Origin of the sequence: Pseudanabaena sp. FACHB-2040 (assembly GCF_014696715.1) — a bacterium.
In the GTDB taxonomy this organism is placed as follows: Bacteria; Cyanobacteriota; Cyanobacteriia; order Phormidesmidales; family Phormidesmidaceae; genus JACVSF01.
This window is the reverse complement of sequence record NZ_JACJQO010000016.1, coordinates 30805-52073: the sequence shown is the minus strand read 5'-3', so window position 1 is coordinate 52073 and position 21269 is coordinate 30805. Positions and strand designations below refer to the sequence as shown.

At 55.1% G+C, this 21269-nt stretch carries 20 protein-coding genes; 3 read left to right on the top strand and 17 right to left on the bottom strand.

Annotated features, from left to right (window positions below; all coding sequences use genetic code 11):
* Positions 1 to 488: 488 nt before the first annotated feature.
* A complete protein-coding gene (locus tag H6G13_RS18470; protein WP_190485487.1) occupies positions 489 to 2828 on the bottom strand; it encodes a tetratricopeptide repeat protein in 2340 nt (779 codons plus the stop codon).
* 251 nt (positions 2829 to 3079) lie between these two features.
* On the opposite strand from H6G13_RS18470, the gene H6G13_RS18465 reads away from it, so the two are divergent.
* The gene (locus H6G13_RS18465) at positions 3080 to 3823 is read left to right on the top strand and encodes a succinate dehydrogenase/fumarate reductase iron-sulfur subunit (protein WP_190485485.1); all 744 of its coding nucleotides are present in this window, start codon (positions 3080 to 3082) and stop codon (positions 3821 to 3823) included.
* Here H6G13_RS18465 and H6G13_RS18460 read toward each other — a convergent pair.
* The 6 genes from H6G13_RS18460 to H6G13_RS18435 form a co-directional block, all read right to left on the bottom strand.
* Positions 3808 to 4854 (bottom strand): WD40 repeat domain-containing protein, encoded by a 1047-nt coding sequence (locus tag H6G13_RS18460; protein ID WP_190485483.1) that lies wholly within the window; start codon positions 4852 to 4854, stop codon positions 3808 to 3810. The genes H6G13_RS18465 and H6G13_RS18460 overlap by 16 nt on opposite strands.
* 208 nt (positions 4855 to 5062) lie before the next feature.
* The gene (locus H6G13_RS18455; RefSeq protein WP_190485481.1) at positions 5063 to 6364 is read right to left on the bottom strand and encodes a DNA double-strand break repair nuclease NurA; all 1302 of its coding nucleotides are present in this window, start codon (positions 6362 to 6364) and stop codon (positions 5063 to 5065) included.
* 137 nt (positions 6365 to 6501) lie between these two features.
* Positions 6502 to 7551: a type 2 isopentenyl-diphosphate Delta-isomerase gene (gene fni / locus H6G13_RS18450; protein ID WP_190485479.1), complete on the bottom strand. Its 1050-nt coding sequence runs from the start codon at positions 7549 to 7551 to the stop codon at positions 6502 to 6504.
* A gap of 125 nt (positions 7552 to 7676) precedes the next feature.
* Positions 7677 to 8228: a bifunctional pyr operon transcriptional regulator/uracil phosphoribosyltransferase PyrR gene (pyrR, locus tag H6G13_RS18445; protein WP_190485478.1), complete on the bottom strand. Its 552-nt coding sequence runs from the start codon at positions 8226 to 8228 to the stop codon at positions 7677 to 7679.
* A 254-nt stretch (positions 8229 to 8482) separates the two neighbouring features.
* Positions 8483 to 9466, bottom strand: a complete 984-nt coding sequence (gene cbiB, locus H6G13_RS18440) for an adenosylcobinamide-phosphate synthase CbiB (RefSeq protein WP_242028413.1) — start codon at positions 9464 to 9466, stop codon at positions 8483 to 8485.
* On the bottom strand, positions 9456 to 9899 hold the full coding sequence (locus H6G13_RS18435; RefSeq protein ID WP_190485475.1) for an Rrf2 family transcriptional regulator: 444 nt from the start codon (positions 9897 to 9899) through the stop codon (positions 9456 to 9458). Before H6G13_RS18435 ends, cbiB begins: the two co-directional genes overlap by 11 nt.
* Positions 9900 to 10510: 611 nt before the next feature.
* On the opposite strand from H6G13_RS18435, the gene H6G13_RS18430 reads away from it, so the two are divergent.
* The gene (locus H6G13_RS18430; protein ID WP_190485473.1) at positions 10511 to 10915 is read left to right on the top strand and encodes an AbrB family transcriptional regulator; all 405 of its coding nucleotides are present in this window, start codon (positions 10511 to 10513) and stop codon (positions 10913 to 10915) included.
* Between the two features lie 138 nt (positions 10916 to 11053).
* Here the strand turns inward: H6G13_RS18430 and pgsA are convergent, their stop codons facing one another.
* Together pgsA and H6G13_RS18420 are read right to left on the bottom strand one after the other, a co-directional pair.
* Positions 11054 to 11590, bottom strand: a complete 537-nt coding sequence (gene pgsA, locus H6G13_RS18425) for a CDP-diacylglycerol--glycerol-3-phosphate 3-phosphatidyltransferase (RefSeq protein WP_190485471.1) — start codon at positions 11588 to 11590, stop codon at positions 11054 to 11056.
* Between the two features lie 402 nt (positions 11591 to 11992).
* Entirely contained in the window at positions 11993 to 12931 is a 939-nt protein-coding gene (locus H6G13_RS18420) for a cation diffusion facilitator family transporter (protein WP_277882534.1), read from the bottom strand.
* Positions 12932 to 13333: 402 nt separating this feature from the next.
* Between H6G13_RS18420 and H6G13_RS18415 the strand changes: the two genes are divergently transcribed.
* Positions 13334 to 14248 carry a hypothetical protein gene (locus H6G13_RS18415; protein WP_190485469.1) on the top strand — a complete coding sequence of 305 codons (915 nt, stop codon included), beginning with the start codon at positions 13334 to 13336 and terminating at the stop codon, positions 14246 to 14248.
* A 13-nt stretch (positions 14249 to 14261) separates the two neighbouring features.
* On the opposite strand, the gene H6G13_RS18410 is transcribed toward H6G13_RS18415, so the two are convergent.
* The 8 genes from H6G13_RS18410 to H6G13_RS18375 form a co-directional block, all read right to left on the bottom strand.
* Positions 14262 to 14834, bottom strand: a complete 573-nt coding sequence (locus H6G13_RS18410) for a GNAT family N-acetyltransferase (protein WP_190485467.1) — start codon at positions 14832 to 14834, stop codon at positions 14262 to 14264.
* A 34-nt stretch (positions 14835 to 14868) separates the two neighbouring features.
* Positions 14869 to 15549 (bottom strand): class I SAM-dependent methyltransferase, encoded by a 681-nt coding sequence (locus tag H6G13_RS18405; protein ID WP_190485465.1) that lies wholly within the window; start codon positions 15547 to 15549, stop codon positions 14869 to 14871.
* Positions 15550 to 16059, bottom strand: coding sequence for a GNAT family N-acetyltransferase (locus H6G13_RS18400; protein WP_190485463.1), 510 nt, complete (start codon positions 16057 to 16059; stop codon positions 15550 to 15552).
* A 43-nt stretch (positions 16060 to 16102) separates the two neighbouring features.
* Positions 16103 to 16993 carry an ACT domain-containing protein gene (locus H6G13_RS28795; protein ID WP_277882533.1) on the bottom strand — a complete coding sequence of 297 codons (891 nt, stop codon included), beginning with the start codon at positions 16991 to 16993 and terminating at the stop codon, positions 16103 to 16105.
* Position 16994: 1 nt separating this feature from the next.
* A complete protein-coding gene (locus H6G13_RS18385; protein ID WP_190485461.1) occupies positions 16995 to 17600 on the bottom strand; it encodes a GNAT family N-acetyltransferase in 606 nt (201 codons plus the stop codon).
* A gap of 21 nt (positions 17601 to 17621) precedes the next feature.
* Complete coding sequence (locus H6G13_RS18380) at positions 17622 to 19313, bottom strand: tetratricopeptide repeat protein (protein WP_190485459.1); 1692 nt, start codon at positions 19311 to 19313, stop codon at positions 17622 to 17624.
* 397 nt (positions 19314 to 19710) lie between these two features.
* Positions 19711 to 19842, bottom strand: a complete 132-nt coding sequence (locus H6G13_RS29215) for a hypothetical protein (RefSeq protein ID WP_277882532.1) — start codon at positions 19840 to 19842, stop codon at positions 19711 to 19713.
* Between the two features lie 243 nt (positions 19843 to 20085).
* Positions 20086 to 21228 carry a succinylglutamate desuccinylase/aspartoacylase family protein gene (locus H6G13_RS18375; protein WP_190485457.1) on the bottom strand — a complete coding sequence of 381 codons (1143 nt, stop codon included), beginning with the start codon at positions 21226 to 21228 and terminating at the stop codon, positions 20086 to 20088.
* Between the last annotated feature and the right edge of the window lie 41 nt (positions 21229 to 21269).

Genomic DNA, 21269 nt, shown 5'->3' with positions numbered 1-21269 from the left:
GCCGGGGATTGCAGAGCAGGTAGGTCAGGCAGAAGTTGCCTTACGTCCTTTAAGAAAAGACGTTTGCTGGAAAAGACGTTTGCTGGAACCGGAACTGGCTGGAGGAATCGTGAGTTAGAGGGCTAATTCGGTGCTCTGGCTGCAAGTGAAACGCTGTAGCTGTGAGAAGTCAACCCTGAAAGGGTTTGAGAAGGGAACTGTAAGGCAGGGGCAGAAAAGTCTATGGTGAGCAGTAACCGTCTTAGCCCAAAAAATCCCTGTGCTGCCTTTACTTGGAGGGCTATTGGCTCTGGTATGACTCTCTCAAGCTGTTGACTTTGCCCGTTTATCACGCCTGTTGATGGGTCGGTTAATCTCTAGCCAAGGGTTAAGGGTAGGGACAGCTCTTTCAAGTTACCCCTACACAACTACTCCTATACTCTTAACAATTCCTTCGGATCCGGATAGGGCGACTCAAGATTTTTTAACTGGCAACTATCGCAAACCCTCTATAGTTGGGGCAAAATATCGGGCAGAAGCTCGGCTGGAATACGTGATAGGACAGCGTTTTGCCCTTCTACGCCGCGAATTTGAAACTGCAGGCGAATGTTGTGGATCAAGGCGTTTTTGAGCAGATCTAGGCGATCGGGCAAGGCCCGCCATCCATCAAGTGCCGTTAGATAGTGCAGCAGAGCCTGATCGAGATGCTTGGCCCGGAGATCGAAGTGGGCTTCTGGCAGGTGTTGAGCCAGCTGATCATGTACGACTCCGGCGCTGTGGAAAGTGGCCCATAGGTCAAAGCTCAGGGGAGTATCGGGAGCTTCGCCCAGCGCCCGCTGGGCAGCTGTCAGGGCTGTTTCGTAGGCGCTCAGGGCTTGCTGCCACAGGGTTCGCTGACCCTCTGGGTGCTTGTCTTGGTGCTGGGCCAGATCCCAATAGGCCGTACCAAGGTTGTTGTGGGTGGCGGCACAGCCTGCTGGGTCGGTGCTCAGTGTGCGGTAGGCTAGGGCCGATCGATAGGCAGCGACGGCCTGCCCTAGGAGAAACACAGGTCGCTCGTGCTGGGCCAGGCTCCAGTAGGCAATGCCCAGGTTGTTTTGAATCATGGCGTATTCCTGGGGCGATGCTTGGGGTGATCGATATCGCAGGGCTTCGCTGTAGGCGGTGATGGCGCGGTGTAGGTGGTTGCGGGTATCGCTCTGCTGGGCCAGCCGCCAGTGAATTGCGCCCAGACTGTTTTGCAGAACGGCGTATTCTGTGGGGAAGGTGTCTGCTGGGCGATACTGCAGGGCTCGGTGGTAGGCCCGCGCCGATTGCTCTAGGTTTTGGGTGGGGTCTTGCAGGTTGGCTAGCAGGCTGTAGACGGTGCCTAGGTTGCTATGGAGACGGGCGAGCCCCTCTTCTGAAGGCGGCTGGGGATAGCCCAGAACAGCCCGGTAGGCTTGAATGCTCTGCTGCAGCCAATGAATTATGCCTTCGGGATGGGGTTCGCGGTGCGATCGCAACCAGTAGAGGCTACCCAAATCATTCAGACCATCTCCCCACTCAGGAGAGCCCGGTTTGAGATTGGGCAGAGCGCGGGTGTAGGCTTCTAGGGCCAGATCGATGAGGTCGGGATGGTGGTTGCCCGCTTCAATGCGATCGCGGCAGGTCTGGCCCAAAAAGAGGTAGGCTCGCGCCAGGGTCAAGGGGCCAGCCTGCTGTTGTGTTAGCGACTGAATATGCTGCCACAGGGCCAGCAGATGAGCATCGGGGATGACTGGATCTGGGGCTGGGGGGGCTGAGGGGGGCGCAGCCCCGTTGGGAGGTGGTGCTGCGGCTGGCGTCCTAGGTGTTACCGGCTTAGGCGTCACCGGCTTAAGTGTTGCCTGCTCAAGCGTTGCAGGATCGAGAACTTCAGACTTAGGAGCCTTAGGTTCAGGAGCCGAAGGCTCAGGAATTTTTAGCTCGAGGGTTTCAAACTCAAGAACTTCAGACTTAGGAGTTTTAGGTTCTGATCGAGCCGAGTTTTGGGCAAAGGGAATTAGCAGTGATGGAATAGCGGCTGGGGGTGGCTGAACTGCACCAGTCAGCGCATCAGTCGAACCCGTTCCTGAAGCGGTTTCATTTCGTTGAGGGGCAGGTGGGGCGGACGGGGCCTCCAAGGCCGATAGGTCTTCGGTTAAGACAGTCCAAAAATCGATGGCTTGGGCCTCTAAAGAGTCTGCTTGTGCAGGCGTTGGGGCCGGTGCTAGCACGGGGGGTTGGGGTCTGCTCTTATTTGCTACTACAGGCTCAATTGCCTCCACCGGATACAGCGGCGTAGGATCGCCTGCAAACTCAAACAGGCCATTTCGCAGCTGCCAAACCTGCGGCACCGACTGGCGAATTTTTCGCAGCCAGGGGCGAGATACCCACAGCACTAGTCGCACTTCTAAGCGAGAGAGCAGCGGTTCCAGGTGAGTTAGAGAGGCCAAAAAGCGGTTTTGTAGCGCTGGGGAATAACGAGTGAGCTGATCAATTCCTAACATTTGGAAGGTTGGCAGGCTCTTGACCAGGCTGGGATGGGTGAGGCCCTGCTGCTTACACCACAGCACCGCCTGTCGGGCCAGATCAAGGTTTTGGCGATCTAGCCAGAGATTGACAACCGCAGGCAGATTGGGGCCATTGTCCTCAGAAGTGCCATTGGCTGATCCGTTTAGATCGGCTTCTAGCCGAGTCGCTAGCTCGTTTTGGAGGGCTGCGTCGTCACAAACTGCAATCAGCAGCTGGCGGCGCAGATTGAGGCTGAGCGCTAACCGGAGCTGCTGATAGGCTTCCTGATTGAGTCCGAGGATAGTGCGAGAGTTTAGGGGAATCACGGCGGTCACAGACAGCCCCCAGGGTAGAGTGCTTGATTGATTGGCTTAGCTACCTAAATGTTCCGGGGTGAAAAGGCCGACTCAGGAACAAACTGTGCCACTTGCCCAGGTGTTTCTTTTAAGGTAGCGAAACGTGACTAAGGTAGCGAAACGTGACAACACCACAGCCAATAGAGTTTGGGGGGCACTCTGACCAGCAGCGGCGCTAGACTATAAGTATCTCACAGGTTTTCTCACAGCTTCTCATCAAGCGTTTACGGATGAAAATTCACCTGAGCGTGTGGCGACAGGCAGCCCCATCAGAGGCGGGGCAGTTTGTCGAATACACTGTGCCCGATGCCAACCCAGATATGTCTTTCCTGGAACTGCTCGATGTGCTCAATGAGCAGCTAATTCACCGGGGAGAAACACCGATTGAGTTTGATTACGACTGCCGCGAGGGCATCTGCGGTTCCTGTGGCGTGATGATCAATGGTCAGGCCCACGGCCCGCAGCAGCAAACAGCGGCCTGCCAGCTTTATCTACGCCACTTCAAAGAGGGTGCTCGGCTGGTGGTCGAACCCTGGCGAGCCCGTTCCTTCCCTATTATTAAGGATCTAGTGGTAGATCGCTCAGCCTTTGATCGGATCATTATGGCGGGCGGCTACATTTCGGTGAAGACAGGCTCTGCTCCAGAGGCTAATGCTACGTCCGTGCCCAAAGAGCAGGCTGACTTAGCCTTTGACTATGCATCCTGCATTGCCTGCGGAGCCTGTGTAGCAGCTTGCCCCAATGCCTCAGCGTCGCTTTTTACAGCGGCTAAGGTGGCCCACCTGTCACTGCTGCCCCAAGGACATCCGGAGCGTCAACAGCGGGTGCGGGCCATGACGAATCAGATGCAGTCTGAGGGGTTTGGCGACTGCTCTAATCACGGTGAGTGCGAAGCGGTTTGCCCTAAGGGCATTTCGATTGATGCGATCGCACGTATGCGCCGCGAGTACCTCAAGGCTCAATTGCCCGGATAGCTAAGAACCCGAGGCCGCCACACCTTCAGGCAACCATCCAACCCTCCGCTAACCAAAGTTTTGCTGTCGGGGGCAAAAGCAACTGACCAGACCCAGCCATCGTGCCCCTCTAATCGGGCAACTGGCTTGCCGCTATTGATGTGCCAGAGGCGAATAGTTTTATCGCTGCTGGCGGTTGCTAGCAGGTCACCATCAGGGCTGAACTTAAGGCAGTTAATGGCGGCAGCGTGGGCTTTAAAGGCGGTGATTTGACGGCCGCTGTTGAGCTTCCAGAAGCGCACGGTGCAGTCGGCTCCGGCGCTGGCCAAGAGCCAGTTATTGGGGCTAACCGCCACTGAGAGCACCTCTTCTTCGTGGCCAGAGAGAATTCGGTTGGTGCCCCTGCCCTTAACGCGGTGAATCCGGACAGTTTTGTCCTGCCCGGCGCTGACTAGGGTAGACCCATCGGGACTGACCGCGACATCTCGAACCCAGTGGGAATGCCCCTTAAAGCAGTGGATTAACGTGCCGCTAGAGAGCTTCCAGATGCAGACCGTGTTGTCTTGACCACCGCTGAAAAGATACTTGCCGTCGGGGCTGAAAGTGATGGCCCGCACCCAGTCAGTATGGCCTTCCAAAACCCCCTGACACTCTCCAGTGCGGGCGCTCCACAGGCGAATGGTCGCATCGTCGCTGACGCTGGCAACAATGCGGCTATCGGGGCTAAAAGCCACCGACCGCACCCAAGCTTCGTGATCAAGAATGACGTGCAGCAGCGCCTTGGCGTGCAAATCCCAGATCCGCACCGTTTTGTCGCCACTGCCGCTAGCGATAAAGCGACCATCGGGGCTCACCGCTACCGACTGCACCCAGCTGTCGTGTCCTGGCAGAGTTGCAATGCAGTGCCAGGAAGCAAGCTGTTCAGCAGTCTCGGTTGAGGGTTTAGCCTGCTGGCCCAGGCTAAACCCACTGGTCGGCCTGGGCCTTTGAGAAATGAGGGAGGACTGAAGAGTAGCAGTCTCGTTTGAAGAGGAGCAAGATTGCAGCGTCATAAGCTTAACCAGAAAATGCGTAAACTGCAGCTATGACTAGGTATCAATAGACACCTTAAAAACCCGTAAACTCGCAGTTTGTATTTGTTGCTGGTCTAAACTACACCCTAACACGAATTGATTCCGCATCGAGAAGGTGGAATTTACTGAAATTGAGTTGCTTTTGCCACCAAACAACGATTTTTAGCTTCTGCTGCTGTCAAGCTCTCTAGGCAATGCTGCCCCGCTTACGAGCCTCTTTGTAAGAAGTGCCCACATTTTTGAGACCGGCGCGAATCATTTCCCGCTCCAGCAGCGCAAAAAAGCGAGTGCGATCGCCCCCCCGCACCACGGCCTGATTGTGGGCTTCGGCCAGCGCTACTGGGTAGCCATAGCCCTTCTGCACCTGGGTCAAGGTGAGCTGTAGCGCAGTTTCTAGCAGCTCTGCATCTTCAACCACCCAAGCAGGCATTTCCACTCGGGCCACCTCAGCCCCTACATGGACGTAGCAAAAGAAGATTCGATGCTCGCCATAGTGGTCGAGAATGGGCGCAGAGCTTTGCCACAGCGGCCCTCGCTGCCCTGGTTCCAAAGCTGTCGCCCAATAGGTAGCGTCCTTTAACGGCGAAAAGACCTGGCAGGGAGCCGTATCGGTCTGGCCGCCGCAGTGAGTTGTACAGTCTGGTTGCTCGTAGGGACACGCCTCTAGCCGCAAGAAGTTCAGCGCTTCCCCACTGCGAGAGGCACTGAGATAACCCACTAGCGGTATCCGCAGCTGCCGCAGCTGCTCCCACCCCTCCAAAATCGGCGGCAGAATGTTATCCCTCGCTTCCGCAGGAAGCTGGTCGAGGAACCAGTAGATAAGGGAGCCATCGACTAGGGCGAGGGTGGGAGGGTGGGAGGGTAGATCGGTGGATGGATGGGAGGGTGGATGAGAAGGGGCAGGGGAGCGGGGGGGCAGGGGAGCAGAGGAGAAGTCTAAGGAGTATTGTCCTTCTGCCCCCCAGATCTCTCCAACCTCCTCTCTCCTTAATGCCTTTGCCAATTCTCCTAACACTACTGCTTCTGCCACGGTTCGCCGGTGCCCCATCCACTCTTCGGTGGAAATGCCCCACTGTCGAGACAAATAGAGGTCTTCGGGGCGGTAGACGACTTCGGGCAGGCTGTCGAGCAGGGGGTAGCGGCTCTGGCCGTAGTGGAGCACGATACGGCCAATGTTGAGCAGGTAGCAGTAGGCGATTTCGTGGTGGCTAGGGGCGATTTGGGAGCCGTCGGTAGCGAGGACTGTGTGGGCTTCGGGGGCGGCCTGGAGGGCAATGCGGGTATCGAGGGGTTCGATGGGCTGGGCGACGGCAAACCCAATGCGATCGCACCATTGCTCCCACTGTTCTAGCAGGGTGCTCTGGTGCTCTGTGGCCCGCTCCATCAGCTGATTGGCGATGATGACCCGGCGGCGGGCGGCTTCGGCTTCTTGGGTCAGGTGTTCGCTGATGCCCCGCATTTGCTGGGCGATCTTCATCAGATCGAGCATGGCCGCAGATTGAAGTATTTGGTACAGAAATACTAACTGATGCAGCGAATTCCGGCATCAGAACCGAAGGTTTTTACAGGGCTCCCTCAAATTTTTCAAGCGATTTGGGGGAGTTGCGATCGCACCTTGAGGCTAAGCTACCCAACTCTCTGCAGCACCTCTGCAGCGCGCAAATCTTGGATAGTGGGCTGCCCCGTACAAAACAGTACCGTTGTCAGTTCCGCGATTAACACTTCGGCTAGGGCTTCAACGGCGGCTTCGGACTGACTAGCGGCCTGGAGAAAGGGGTAGGCCAGTCCGGCCAAGTCAGCCCCCAGAGCCAAGGCTTTGGCGGCATCGAGGCCATTGCGAAGGCCACCAGAGGCGATGAGAGGGAGGGAGGGTGCGATCGCACGAATCTGCTCAATACAGTCTGCTGTAGGAAGGCCCCAGTCGGCAAAGGTGTTGCCCAAGCGGCGCTGGATCGGGTCTTGAGCCCGTTCGCTTTCGACTCTGGCCCAGGAGGTGCCCCCGGCCCCGGCCACATCAATAGCGCTGACCCCTGCCTCGATCAGTCTTCGAGCCATCGGCCCAGAAATGCCGTTGCCCACTTCTTTGGCAATCACGGGAACTGGCAGCGCCTCACAGAGGTGCTCAATCTTGCCCAGCAGCCCCTTAAAGTTGGTGTCGCCGCGAGTCTGCACACATTCTTGTAGCGGGTTGAGGTGCAGGATCAGGGCGTCGGCCTCTAACCAGTCGATGGCCCGCTGGCACTGCTCTAGTCCGTAGTCGTAGTTGAGCTGCACTGCCCCCAAGTTGGCCAGCAGCAAAATGTCGGGGGCCACCGAGCGCACAGCAAATGTCTCGCGCAGGTCGGGGTTTTCGACCGCAACCCGCTGGGAGCCTACACCCATTGCCAGCCGATGATGCTGGGCCACCGCCGCGAGCCGCTGGTTGATTCGATGGGCCTGGTCAGTGCCACCAGTCATTGAGGAGATCAGCAGCGGCACCCCTAGGGGTTTGCCCAGGAAATGGCTCTGCAGATCAATATCGGCCTGATCAAGCTCTGGCAGGCAGCAGTGCAGAAATCGGTAGCGCTCTAGTCCGGTCGTGTTTTGCGGGCACTGGACATCGGCATCGAGGCAGATGCGGATGTGGTCGGCTTTGCGAACCTGGGTTTCTGAGGCAGATAGAGGAGATACAGTCACAGTCCGTATGGGTCTCGCTCAATTAAGCAGGTAAATAGGAAAGACTGGAGTCAATACCCGTAGTGTCCCATAGGGGCGATCCCCCTTCTCTGCCCCTTTACCATTCTCCATGAACAGGGAGGGCATCAGGCTGGAACGTGGTTTCGGGCCAGGAGTTGAACGCCGTCTCGACCGTCAATGTCGTGGAGGGATACCTTAACGGACTCATCCCGCGCCGTGGGCAGGAGCTTGCCGACGAAGTCGGGGTGGATAGGCACCTGTCGATGGCCCCGGTCTACCAAAACGGCCAGCCGCACGGTTTCGGGGCGGCCGTAGTCATGAACAGCGTTGAGCGCTGCTCGAATGGTGCGTCCGCTATAGATTACGTCGTCTACCAGCACCACGGTTTTGCCAGAGAGATCAAAGGGAATTTTGTTGCGAGCAGGGGTGCGGGTACCGATTTTATCGAGATCGTCCCGGTAGAGGGTGATGTCCAGAGCGCCGACCGGCACCTGAGTATCTTCTAGGCGCTGAATCTGCCGAGCCAGAATGTGAGCCAGAGGCACGCCTCGTGTATAGATCCCAATCAGCATGGTTTTAGAGAGATCGCCTGCCCGCTCCACAATTTCAGAAGCCATGCGGTTAAGCGTGCGGCGCAGTTCTTCGGCAGAGAGAATTTCAACGACCTTAGACGACATAGAGGGGGTGTAGATAAGTTGTTATGATGAAGGAAATATGTAGCCTAGAGCACACAGCTCTGTGCCTACAAGACGGCCATCTAGGAAATAATAATTTTCAGGAATCAGCGCAGGGTAGATTCACCAAGCTACCCGACCGACTGAACGGTCGGGCTCATAGCCGGAAGGGCTAGCCTGAAGACTGTCTCTAGGGGCTATTTCTTTGCTGTATTCTAATGTTTCTGGGCTGCTCCTTGGCATATCCGCTTGAGTGATCATCTTAAGTTTAGGAGACCCCGTCCGATTAATCCGGCTACTGCTGAACATAGCCCGATCAAAAAAGCCGATCGAGTTAGATCCATTGCCTGCCGAATCAGATCTGGAGTGATAGGCTGCAGGTCGTCTGCTAGTTTGGGCTTAACTTTAATGACCCCTCGATAACGGTTAGGCCCCCCTAGCTGAACTCCTAGAGTAGCCGCATAGGCACACTCGCTCCAGCCCGCGTTGGGACTGGGATCTGCGATCGCATCGCGCCGACAAATGCGCCAAACTCGACCCGGCTGGCCCGAGAGCAGGCCAATCGTCACCACCACTAGGCGGCAGGGCAGCCAGGTTAGCCCATCCTCTAAGCGAGCGCTAAACCAGCCTAGATCTGTATAGGGCGCTTCTCGGTAGCCCACCATCGAGTCGAGGGTGCTAGCTGCTTTGTAAGCTAGGGCCAAAGGTACGCTGCCTACTCCAGGGAGAAAAGCCCCCACTAGCGCATAGAACAGAGGAGCCAATACACCGTCGGTGGCGTTTTCTGTCACCGTTTCCATTACAGCCCGCAGGATTTCCGCTTCGTTCAGGTCGGCGGTATCGCGTCCGACATAGCGGCTTAACTGCTGTCGGGCCGCTGCCAAGTCGCCGTGCTGAAGCGGCTGCAGCACGTCTTCAGCGGCTCGGCGCAGACTCCGGCCGGCAAAGCAGCTCGCTAGCAGTACTGCTCCAACCAGCAGATCCATCCCCGGCTGCACGACCCTCGCCAGCCAGAGCAACGCCCAACCTGTCAGGCCACTGCCAACAATCAGCCCCACCCCTAAAACAATGCCGGCTAAGCGCTGCCCTATAGGCGCTTTGATAACCTTAAAAACGGCCTGACTGTAGACGCCAATGCCCCAGCCCATAACCTGCACCGGGTGGGGCCAACCCCAAGGATCGCCTAGGCAAAAGTCTAGCCCTGCGGCAATGGCTAAAATCGCTGCCTGCTCAAACCACAAAGCTGGCCTCCTCGCCTTGGGCTGCCTGCCAGCTGCGGGCATCGTAATAGAGGTCTTCTAAAGAGATGCTATAAAGCGCTTCTCTAAGTTTTTGATGCAGCCGTTTCCAGACGCTATAGGTGACCCAGTCTTCGGTTTGATCAATTTGAGGTTGATGTCTGGGCAGCGGCTCAACTGTTTCTCCAACGGCTTCTAAAATTTGCCCCAGAGAAATCTCGGCAGCGGGTCGAGCCAGCCGATATCCACCTTGAGCTCCGCGAACTGATTCGACAATGTCAGCTCGACGGAGGGCAATCAAAAGTTTTTCTAGATAGGGAGCAGGCAGATCTTGACGCTGTGCGATCGCATTGACCGAAGCTGGTAAATCATTCGGTTGGAGGCTTAAATCCAGCAGAGCTTTAACGCTGTAGTGACCGCGAGTAGTTAACTTCATTCAAGAAATTGCCACAACTAAGCGCCTTCAGAGGCAACGCCATTTGATAATCGACTGCTTTTAGCATCGCATTTCTGCAAACAGAACCCAAGGGTAAAAGAACCCTACCGGCAGATGTTTGACGCGGCCTCTGAAAAAAATGCAGCTTTAAACAGGATTAAAGCAACAGAAAACGCTGTCCTGGCGTCTCCTTTTAGGAGGGTGTGCTCCCCCTCTCTAGAGTCGGGTAAGACACCCTAATCTAGTACGACTGCTTTCAGGTTTTTTCCGGACATAGTCATTTATTCTGGTCCCTTGATTTTGCCCAGGGCTATCTGTAGCTTGAGTCAGCTGCTGTAATTCTGTAGGAGTTAAGGACTGTCCTTTTGAGTTGACGATGCTGCCGCAGCAAATAATGATAGCTCTCTTCATCGATAACCGACCTCTTGTTTTGCAAGTAAGCATGGAAATAATTATGATTGAGTCAACTTAAGGTGACTTGAATGCAAAAAACTATTGCGCTGTAGTATCATTCTGCGTGGCATCATTAAAGTAGAGCTAGACAAAGGCAATCCCAACATTGAATTTGGGAATTTCAAGTACAACACCGTCGATAGTAGAGACTAGAGTTGATGGCTAACGATACTCAGATTGAAGCACTCACTGGCAAAGCCTTGCTGAAGAAAGTCAAGGATCTGGAAAACCTAAGCAAAGAGGAGAAAGCCAAAGCCTGCGGCTATTACACCCTGACCAAGAATGGGGTTGAAAGGGTCAATATGATGAAATTCCTCAATGCGCTCATCGAAGCAGAGGGAATTCAGTTAGACAGCACCCAAGGCACCAATGGCCGTGGCGGGCGCAGCGCCAGCTACCGGATTACCGTACAGTCTAATGGCAACCTTTTGATCGGGTCGGCCTACACCAAGCAGATGGGCTTGAAACCCGGCGATGAATTTGAAATCTCCCTGGGTCGCAAGCACATTCGCCTCAAGCAGCTTGAAGGCGACGGGGAATACTATGAGGACGATGAGGAGTAATTGCCAAGTTTAGGCAGGTCTCCCAGTGTCTTAATATCGACTCATTTTAAGCCGGTAGGGGTGTAGCGTTGTTGCACCCCTACCGGCTTTCTGTAAGCGTTTCAATCCATCAAAAGTGCCTGTAGAAGTCCAGGCCGTCTACCCAGAGATTTCTTGGCTAGAGGGCTGAGGCCAGAGGTAAACTGCGCCAGAAACCCAGGTGAGAATGACTGCTAGCCAGAATAAAAGTTGGCAAAGAACGGCCCAATTTTCACCCAGTGGGGCAATCAGCATAGCGACAGCTACAATCTGTACTACCGTTTTGAGTTTGCCCCAAAGGTTTGCTCCCGGCACGCTCCCCTGCTGCAGGGAAGGACTGACGCGCCAACCGGCAACCGTCAGCTCTCTTGCTAGGATTAGAAAGACGCCCCAGGCTGGTATCTGCTGGAGTTCTACGAGGGACATCAGGGGGGCTAGAACCAGCAGTTTATCCACCAGCGGATCGAGAAATTTACCCAGCTCCGTAACCTGATTTAAGCGCCTAGCCAGATAGCCATCCAACCAATCTGTACTGGCTCCAATGAGAAAGATGCCGACTGCGATCGCACGATCGCGCTCCGTGGGTGCCTGCAGTAAGTAGAGCACCAGCGGAACGCTCACCAGACGCGATACCGTGATCCAGGTGGGAAGATTCATAACCTAAGGCAAAATACTAATCAAAAATTCAGTGCCAGGATAGAGGAAGGGCGCACAGGACTGACTTGAGACTGCGTGCCCCGAGGCTGTACCTTTTGACCCTTGTAGCGATTCTAATGCTCTCTAAACCTCGTCTAAAACTCTGTGAACACTGCACTCAACAGTCGGCTATCCGATACCGGATTCAGTCTGATGAGAGCGGCAAATGGCGGTTGGTTTGTCCTCAATGCTGGAGCCAACTTAGCCAGAATAACCCCTACTACCGCTACGGGGGCACCTGGAAAGCAAAGTAAGCATGTTAACGCTAATTTGGGGTGTAGGGAGAAACCCCTCAGCTAGGAATTACAGCCCCTCTACGCCTGCATTTACCAGTTCATTGATTAGCCATTCATGATAGCTAATTTAGTAGCTAATTTCGCCAGACTCGTAGTGGGGAGGCTCAATATGAATCGTAATTCGAGCCGGGCCATAGAGCTGGTCTAATAGAGATTCGACCTCTTCTGTAACGCGATGGGCCTCTTCGACATTAGTAGGCTCGACAATCAGGTGCATATCAATGAAAACCTGCCGACCCAACAGCCCGCGAGAAGCAATATTGTGGCAATTGATCACACCTGGCACCTTCATTACCTGGCTATGAATTGCTTCGGGTGCGATCGCCATTTCATCAACTAGCCAGGGTAGGTTCTCGCGCAGAACCGCCCACCCGCTCTTGAAAACAAGCACTGCTACGGGAAAAGCTAGAGCGACATCCATCCACTGCCAACCTCGCCAGATGCCTATCAGCCCTCCAATCACGGCAATAGTAATCCAGACATCGCTCATGGTATGTCGGGCATCGGCAATCAAAATTTTGCTGCCTAAGCGCAGGCCGACTTTGCGTTCGTAAAAGGCGACAAATATATTGATGCCCAGCACCAGCAGCATGATCCATAGAGCCGATGCCGTTACCTGAACAGGTTCTCCACCCTGCAGTAAGCGCTCGACCGCTCCTTTAAGAATTTCAAAGCAGGCAATGCCTAAAAAGGCGGCAATGCCCAACGCGCCAATCGCTTCAAACTTCTGGTGGCCGTAGGGGTGATCACGGTCAGGTCGAGGATTGGCAAGCTGATTGGTTACCAGCCCTAAAACGTTGTTGGCGCTGTCTGTAACGCTGTGCAGGGCGTCGGCTAGCAGGCTCAAAGAACCCGTCCACAGGCCTACTAGGGCCTTGAGAACTACCACACACACATTCATCACCAGGGTGATAATCAAGACCCATCTGACCGCCGCCCGGTGGTCCTTATGAGCAGAGACCGCACTGGAGCTGACTGTTTGGCGAGGTTGAGTATTGCGATTCAAGGAACAAAATGCGCGTAACTAACTCAATTAGCCTAAACGTAATTTTTGATCTGCCAACAGGTTTTTACCGAAACGTAGTGATCTGACTTTGGTTGCCTCGTATATATCAGGGTGCCTCTACAGGTGATCTTCATCACCGTACTGAATCAGGGTTTTTGACGTTCATTAGGAACATGGGGTTTTACCCCTGCCAGAGAATTTAATGGCCGAACTAAAGGTTCAGCTCCTTTGGTTTCCCGGATTGTTGGCATCTTCAAGAAATAGAGGCTTTTTTGAAGTTTTCAGTAATAACACGGATACGGCAGGCAGCTGAGACCTGAGCTTGGCTATTGTCGGTGTGTAGAACAGCACTCGAATCAGGTGGCAATCGGGAAACGCTTCAGTCATCGCACTTAAGGGACCATGCAAATCCGTTCATTACCCCTGCAAATAGCGACTAGTCTACTGGTGAGTTTCGGCCTGAGTTTTCCGGCTGCCTACGCTCAATCTACAGGACTAGTGGAACTGAATGATGACAACTCAACTGTCCGCCTGAACCTAGACACCCTGGGTGTGGATGCGTGGATTGTAGATGGGGTTAATCAGGTATTTACCCCACAAACCCCTGTCCCCGTAGGGCCTTTGGGAGAACGCTACTTTCTGAATTTTGGGACAGACCCTATGAGCCCTGAAGTAGGGCTGGGCAGCTTCACACTAGATTCATTTACATTCTCTGAAAATGCGCTGTCGGCTTACCTGCGCGGGTTTGACAATGCGCTAGAGTTTCGCTACTCCTTGGAGCTTCAAGGCGGCGAGCTAAACAGTGGCTCCTCTCATCGGTTTGAGACGGTGACGCTGAAGAACCTGACCGACACAGCTCAGCAGGTTTCGCTCTTTTCCTATCTAGACTTTGATGTGGCCGGAACATTTGGTTTCGATTCCGTGTTGATTCAGAAGAACTCTCTGCAACAGGTTGATGTGACAGGGGCAAAAGTTACTGCAACTGTTGACCAAGCCGCAGATTTTGTGCAGGTAGATCTTTACCCGAAGCTGCTGCAGGAGTTTTTCAACAGCTCCCGCACAACTTTGAACAACAACAGCGTTCTGACTAGTACGGATGCTTTAACGGATGTTTCAGCGGCGTTTCAGTTTAACCGCCTCTTAGCCCCCGGCGGTGAGGTGGTGTTTCAGTTCGTGAAGAAGGCGGAGAAACCTGGTCCCGCTAAGGATATACCCGAGCCGGGCAGTGCGATCGCATTGGGCAGTGCCGCGCTAGCGGCTCTCCTGCTCAAAAAGTACAGGCTCAGTCAGGCCAGCAGAAACAGTGAGCTTAACTGAGTTTGCTATAGCTCTAACTGTGTCCGTTTAACCAGTCGCTTTTGAGGATGCCGTAGAGTTTAATGTCTTTAAACTCGCCCCATCTAAAGGTGTGCTGGCGACGGCAGCCCTCATAGGCCATGCCGATCTTCTGCATGACTCGGCCCGAGGCCGGATTGTCTGTATAGTGGGTGGCCTGGATGCGGTTGAGACCGAGGTCGTTAAAGCCAAGCTTGAGCAGGGCTTTGGCGGCTTCGGTGCAGTAGCCGTTGCCCCAGTAGGGTTTGCCAATCCAGTAGCCCAGTTCGGCTAGCTGGTTTTCAGGCACCAGGCCCAGGCCAATGGCTCCGCAGAGGGTGTTGTCGAGCAGTGCGATCGCAAAGGTCACTGAGTTACCAGCGGCAAAGTCTTTAGGATGGCTGCGAATCCACTGTTCTGCCAGGCCATCGGGGTAGGGATGGGGAATGACCAGAGTGCGGGCGGCAATGTCCCACTCTCCGGCCAGCCGCTGAACGTCGGGCGCATCGGCCAGGGTAAAGGGCCGCAGAATCAGCCGCTCCGCGCCAAGGGTGGGTTGGGTGACTATAGCGAGGTTGGTGGCTTCCATAACAACAGACTCATCAACAGGCTTATCAACAGACTCAGCGGTGGATGCACAGCATTTTATTGCCGCCCTTCTGAAACTCGTAGACGACGGTTCTGACCTGCAGGGAGTGCCCTAGAGCTTTGAGCTGAGCCATCACCCAGTCTAGGTGGCGCGACCTGGCGTTACCCAACTCTACTAACGGAAAAATCCGCACCTCTGGGGCGACCCGCAGCATTTCCTGAACAGCAGCTAGGTGAAACTCAACATCGAACTGTGGACTGTAGAGAAAGAGAAAGTGGGAGCAAAGCGCCAGATCAAAGCTGTCGTCAGCAAAGGGCAGTTCGGGTAGGCTGGCTGTGATGTAGCGCCTCTGAGCTTTGCCCAGGTCGAAGTCGGCCAAAAACTGCTCCATTGCCGCCATGCGAACCTGGCCTAGTTCTTCCGGCGAGCGAATGCTTGTCCAATTAAAATCGTCCAAGTTTTGGCGGGTCTTTTCAACTACTTCTGCAAAGGTGGCGGCGATCCGGGCGCGAATTTCCTCAGCTGTGAACTGGTAGATCGGGTCAGTTGACGTGACCTGCCCGCCCTGCTGAGTCAGCTCAGAGTTAAAGGCGGCTGGGCCATCCCCACAGCCGAGAATGCGCTGCTCCAAATCTGTCTCAGACAGCGCAAACATCGCCACGTATTCTGCAAAGGAACGGCCCCAAGGCACTACTTTGTCGAGGGTGAACGCCATTTATGTGGGATAGGTTAATGTTTTTTCCATGATGAACCGGGTGAACCAGATGCCCTGGCGCTCGACCTGTTCCTCGGTAACGATGCAGAAGTCGTACCTCAAGAAGAAGGGTTTGGCAGTAATGCTGACTTCAGAGTATAGGCGGTCGAGCTGCTGGGCCTGGGCTAGGCTCTCTAGGGCCTGCATCAGCCGCTTGCCAATGCCCTCTCCCTGGTGCTCAGGATGGACAAAGAACATGTCAATATGCCCATCGGCTTCAAGGTTGGTGAAGCCAACCACCTTGCCGCTGTGCTCGGCCACCAAGACCTGGCTTTTCTTCGGCAGCGCCTGCCAGCGCGCTTCATCGTTGGCGCTAGAGGCCCAAACCTGGATCTGCTCAGGCGTGTAGTCGCGGCTGTTGATCTGGTGAACAGTTTGGTAGAAAAGCGATCGCATCTCCCCCATATCACCTGTCTGCATAGGGCGAACCGCGACGGTTGAAGTGTGGTTGGGATTCACTGTTTGAGACATCTGAAACCTCTAGGAGATTGGTTTTGAGGACAACGGCTCTAGCTTACAGACCCTCCAACTCACAGATCATAGTGAAGGAAACTCCACCTGTGCGGTTGATGACTTCGCTATCGGGTACCTTCACAAACCCCATGCGCTCGTAGAGCTTGACTGCAGGATTGTCGGCTCGGGTGCTGAGGGACACAGCGCCGTACCATCCTCGGGCGCTGTGGAGCAGGCGGCTCAGGAGCTGAGTGCCAACACCCTGACTCTGGTAGTCAGGCAGCACTGCGATCGCAAGTTCTGGCACGTCCTCTGCCACAAAGCCAAATCCTCGGTTATGCCCCTGCCACAGCCGCAGCCAGGCCGCTCCTATAGGCTGATCCTGCAGCAACGCCACGATCCCCATATCCCCGGCGCGGCCCCAGCCAGCGGCATAACGGGCTAGCGCGGGCTGGTCTTTGACCGCCTCTAGAGAACTTTCATGGGCAGCGTGCATCAGCATTTGCCAGACGATCTCTCTGTCAGCGGTCGTCATGGTCTGGAAGCTGTAGCGGTGGGCTAGAACCAGCTGAGCCAGACAGTCCATCGCCTGCTCAGCCTGGTCTGTAGGAACAAACAGGTGGTCGTGGTAGTAGGCAGAAACTGGGTTGACGCTAATGCCCCAGCCTGCCAAGGCTTCGGTGACAGCGGCCAGGAAGCCGACTGCTGCAAGACTAGAGTGAATCTGCAATGTGATTAGACGACAGGGATACTGGTAAGAAATTTCCTGCTGCTCAGCTTCATGCCTGGGCAGTACTAGACTTACTCCCTCTGCTTCGCGGAAGAGGCTGATGGCCTGTCCAGCCAGCCTCTCCACCTGAGCGGGGAGAACTGTGCAAAAGACAAATTCTCCTGTGCTCAGTTCAGGCTGCATAGACTGTAACAGCCTAGACAAATCGGTTTCGCCAGCCAACTCAAGCCTCCACGGTCATCAGCAGCAGATCTCCAGTATGGTGAATTAGCGGGTGGGGCACCACCGGGGTACGGTCGATGGTTTTGAATCCGCAGCGCTCGTACAGCTGCTTCGCGCCCATGTTTTGCTCAAAGCAGAGTAGGCTGAGTTCCTCAAAGCCCTGCTCTCTGGCCTGCCGGTGGGCCAGCGCCAGAAGGCCAGAGCCAATGCCCTGACCGCGAAACTCAGGAAAAACGGCGAGGGCGCAGATGTACCAGGTACCTGCTTTTTCCAGGGCATAGGGAGCCATGACGTCTGGGATTTCGCTGTCGGTCTCAGTCGAGAGTGCTTGGGGGGCTTCGTCTGGCTCTGCGATCGCAAAGGTCATCATCATGCCCACAATTTCAGCCTCCCGCTCGGCCATGACACAGTTGCGGTAACTGCAGTTGCTGTCAGGATTGGCAAAGCGCTGAGCCCCAATTTCTAAAGGAGTAAGACCCGGATAGTCGGCCTGGAGGGTGGACCAGAGATAGTCGACTACGCCATCGGCAGCAATTTGAAACAGACGGGCAATGGTGAAGCAGTCCTCGACACGGGCGGGACGATAGGTTGTGGTGATTGTCAACATAGTTTGGCCAGGAGCTAAGAGTTAACCGGATATTGGCAGAGTGATGTCGGCATATTGCCAGGCCGCTTCAAACTGGGCCTGTACAGAATCAGCCTCTGATAGCTTGTTTTGGGCTCGCAGGCTTTGGGCCAGACCCTGCAGAGACCAGCCGTTTTGAGGATAGTTTTCTAAATCTGCCTGGAAGGCCGATTCGGCGTCGGCATAGCGCCCGGCTGCCAGCAGCACCTGACCCAGCAGGTTGCGGGTGGGGGCATACCAGTCAGGGGGTTCGGTGTAGGTCAATTCGTCCTCCTGGGCCACGGCAGACTGCAGGTAGGTCACAGCGCGGTCGTAGTTTCCCTGGGCCGCTGCAATTTCGCCGGCCAGCACAGCCTCAGCAATGCTCAATGCCTGACGGGTGGAGTTGAAGCCCCAAATTCGCATTTCCCCAATCTCAGGATCGGCGATTAGGGCCTGGAGCGATCGCAAATGATCCGCTGCTGCCCTAGGCCGATCCGTTGCTGCCAGCGCCATGCCCTGAGCATAGTGCCAGACGCCGACCGGATATTTCAACTCGGCAGCAGGCGCGGGTGTCTTAAGAATTTCGTTCCACTGGCTAAATCGCACCTGCGTGTAGAGAGGCACCGAATAATAGTGCTGGAGCGAACCGGCCAATTCGGGAGCGTGCCACAGCTCGCCTTCTACCCGTGCGGTCTGCTCGGCGGCAGCCATTGCAACTGCTCGCTGCCCAGTCATCATCGCCCCAAACCAAGCGAAGTGGTGGTTGTGGGGCATGTAGGCGACAGTGTAAAGACTGGGAGTAGGGCTGATCTTGAGATAGGCTGCATCGGCTGCGATCGCATCCTGGTTAGCCACCACCGCATCGTGGTAGCGGCCCACGCGAATGTAGATATGAGAGGGCATATGCACTAGATGACCTGATCCGGGCACCAGTGCCCCCAGTCGATCAGCCGCTGCTTCGGCTAGTTCGGGCCGCTCTTTTTCCACAGCATGAATATAGAGGTGCAAGGCCCCGATCTGATCCGGGTTCTGCTCTAGCACCGCCTCCAGGGTTTTCAAGATTTCGCGCGTTGTGGGTTTGGGGTTGCCCGCCTCGTCCCAGTAGTCCCAGGGCATAGTGTCCATCAGCGCTTCGGCATACAGAGTGGCGATTTCCAGATCTTCTGGATATTGCTGATGAACTGTCTTGAGGGCGGCGGCATAAGCCCGATCTAATGAGGCCCGATTAGCTGTGGGAGCAGCTGTGTAGCGAGTAGCGAGAGCGTTGATCAGGGCGCGTTCTTTGGCTGAGGCGGCGGGGGAAAGTGCGATCGCATGCTGCATCGTTTCCCAGGCCGTTTCGGCGGCCTCGATCTCCATAGGCGCATTGATATTTGGGCCTAATACGTAGGCCAGCCCAAAATAGCACAGGGCACAGTCGGGATCGGCTTCAATCGCTGCCTGAAAAGACCGGACTGCCTCTGCATGGTTAAAGCCGTAGGCCAGCACCCAACCCTGGTCAAAGTACTGCTGGGCCAGATCAGAGCGGGTTGAAATGGGGTAGTGAAAATCTCCTAGATCGCTAAATAGGGGGGTAGGAGCAGATGGAGAAGCTGCCAGTGCTGATCGGCTGCTGGCAGCTTGAGGGAGGTCAGACAGCAGGGGAGAGGCTGTCAATCCCAGCCCTAGCAAAACTGCTGCTAGAGCAACAAAAAAGAGTCTAACGAAAGCCACGAGGGGGCTCCTTGTGTGTCTGGAGAAGCAGAAATTCTGCTAAAGCGCTGTCCTGATACCAATCCCCTATAGTCGGGCTACAGACTATCTCTACTGGGGGTGCAGGGGGCTGCACTCAGAGTAGCAGTGATAGTGATAGTAGGGAGAACCGGTATTAGGTGGAATGAAAAGACGCAAGGCAATTGTTCGTGAAAAGACGCAAGGCATGCCGCCTGTGGGGGATCAGTGCGGTAGGTTAATCAGAGAGAGGGGGGCTCCCCGACAACCTTGAAGTAACCATACCCCGCAACCGTGAAGAAGCAGAGAACAGTCAATAAAAAACCGGCAACCGCCGGTTTGAATTTTCCCTCGATGGAGTCAGCCTTAAAACTTTAGTTAGGGTTGAGCAGCCCTAGTATTAACGGTTATTGAGCCAAAAATTCAGTTCTCGGCGAATGCCTTCCCGCTCGTGGGTGCTGGCATACCTTAGCTGATGGCGCAGTTCTTCAATAACTTGCTGCCGGTTGGATTTAGACGCTTCCCGTCGCATACTTCGGCTCCTCTGGGTGGGGGGATAAAACCGTAGCCTTTGCTACCGTTTCTTCTCTAATTTAATGCTATTGCATCCTGAGTCGAAACGCATCTCTCTGGCTGAGGCTGGCAATTAAGTTTTCTGAAGATCAATGGTCCAGGGATCGCTAAAATTTCTTAAAAGAAGCGAGTTTGGGCCCTTCGCGCCAGCATTGCTTTAACCACTAAGCAACCTGAACCTGTCAGGATTCTTGCAGGGGAACTAGTCATCGGGTTGCAGCACGGCCAGTACATACTCCCCCTGGTTAAATGCCTGGTTAATCGACACGTCATACACCAGACCCGCGTGCTCTGCTCGAATCGGTTTGGTGCTGGGCAACTGGCTTGACTTGTTGAAGCACAAGAGCGAGTAGAGCACAGTTCCTGCCCTAACCCAGGTGCCCGGCTCGACCCGTGACTGCAAAAAGCCGCCCACAGGCGCAAAGTACTTTGTGAACTGGCTGGTGCGGGTCATCACCAGCTCTCGGGTTTCCACCCGCGACAGAGGCACGCCGGTAATCACCCCTTTCTCGCCCAGGTAGTGCTGAATGCTCTGCAGTCCCCGCTCTACAGCCACTGGGTTAATGTCCATGCTTGTACCCAGTTCTAGGGTGTAGGCTTCGATCTCAAAGCGGAGGTGACGACCTAGGGTTTTGAATGCGCTCTCTAGAGCTAGCCAGGGCTTGATAAAGGTTTCATCAAAGGCATCGCCATCGTAATCATCGAGCAGGGCCGCAAACTGTAGGCCAAACAGGCGGGCAGCCGCAGCCCGCTCGGCAAAGTAGTACAGGTAGGTCAAGCCGCGATTGCTAGAGGTGTGCAGATCGATTAGGTAGTCGGCATCAATTGCTAGAGCCTGCAGCCGGGTGCTGTAGAGAACGTGTACCGGAACGCTAGGGGGAGCCGCTAGATCTGCAGATTTTGCCTGAAACGCAGCTAAAATCTGCTGCCGATAAGCCTGCAAAATAGTCTCCGGGTCTGACTCTAAGTGACTTTGGGCAAAAGCTGCAATGTCGGCTTCAGCCTCAGCCTCTGATCCGTAATCCCAAAAAATGCGGTTCCAGTCGTGCCCATCGTAGGGGTTGTAGCGGCCCGACGAAAAGCTGTGGCTGCGGGTATTGACCCCTAGCGGATTGCAGACCGGCACCAGCCAAATCTCGCCCTGGAGTTGGGCTGGCTCTAGGCTGCTTAGCCAGTTGATTAATTGGTGAATGACCGCATTTCCAGCCAGCTCTGCTCCGTGCAGGTTGGACTGCAGATAGACCTTTTTCCCCGGCGACTCGCCCACAAAGCGGTAGAGCTGGAGCGAGAGTTCGTCTCCCGACGCCATCTGCATAAGCGGCAGGGTAGAGATCAGGGGCTGCATAGAAATCCTGTAGGCAACGTGATGGATTTCGTCAGATTAAC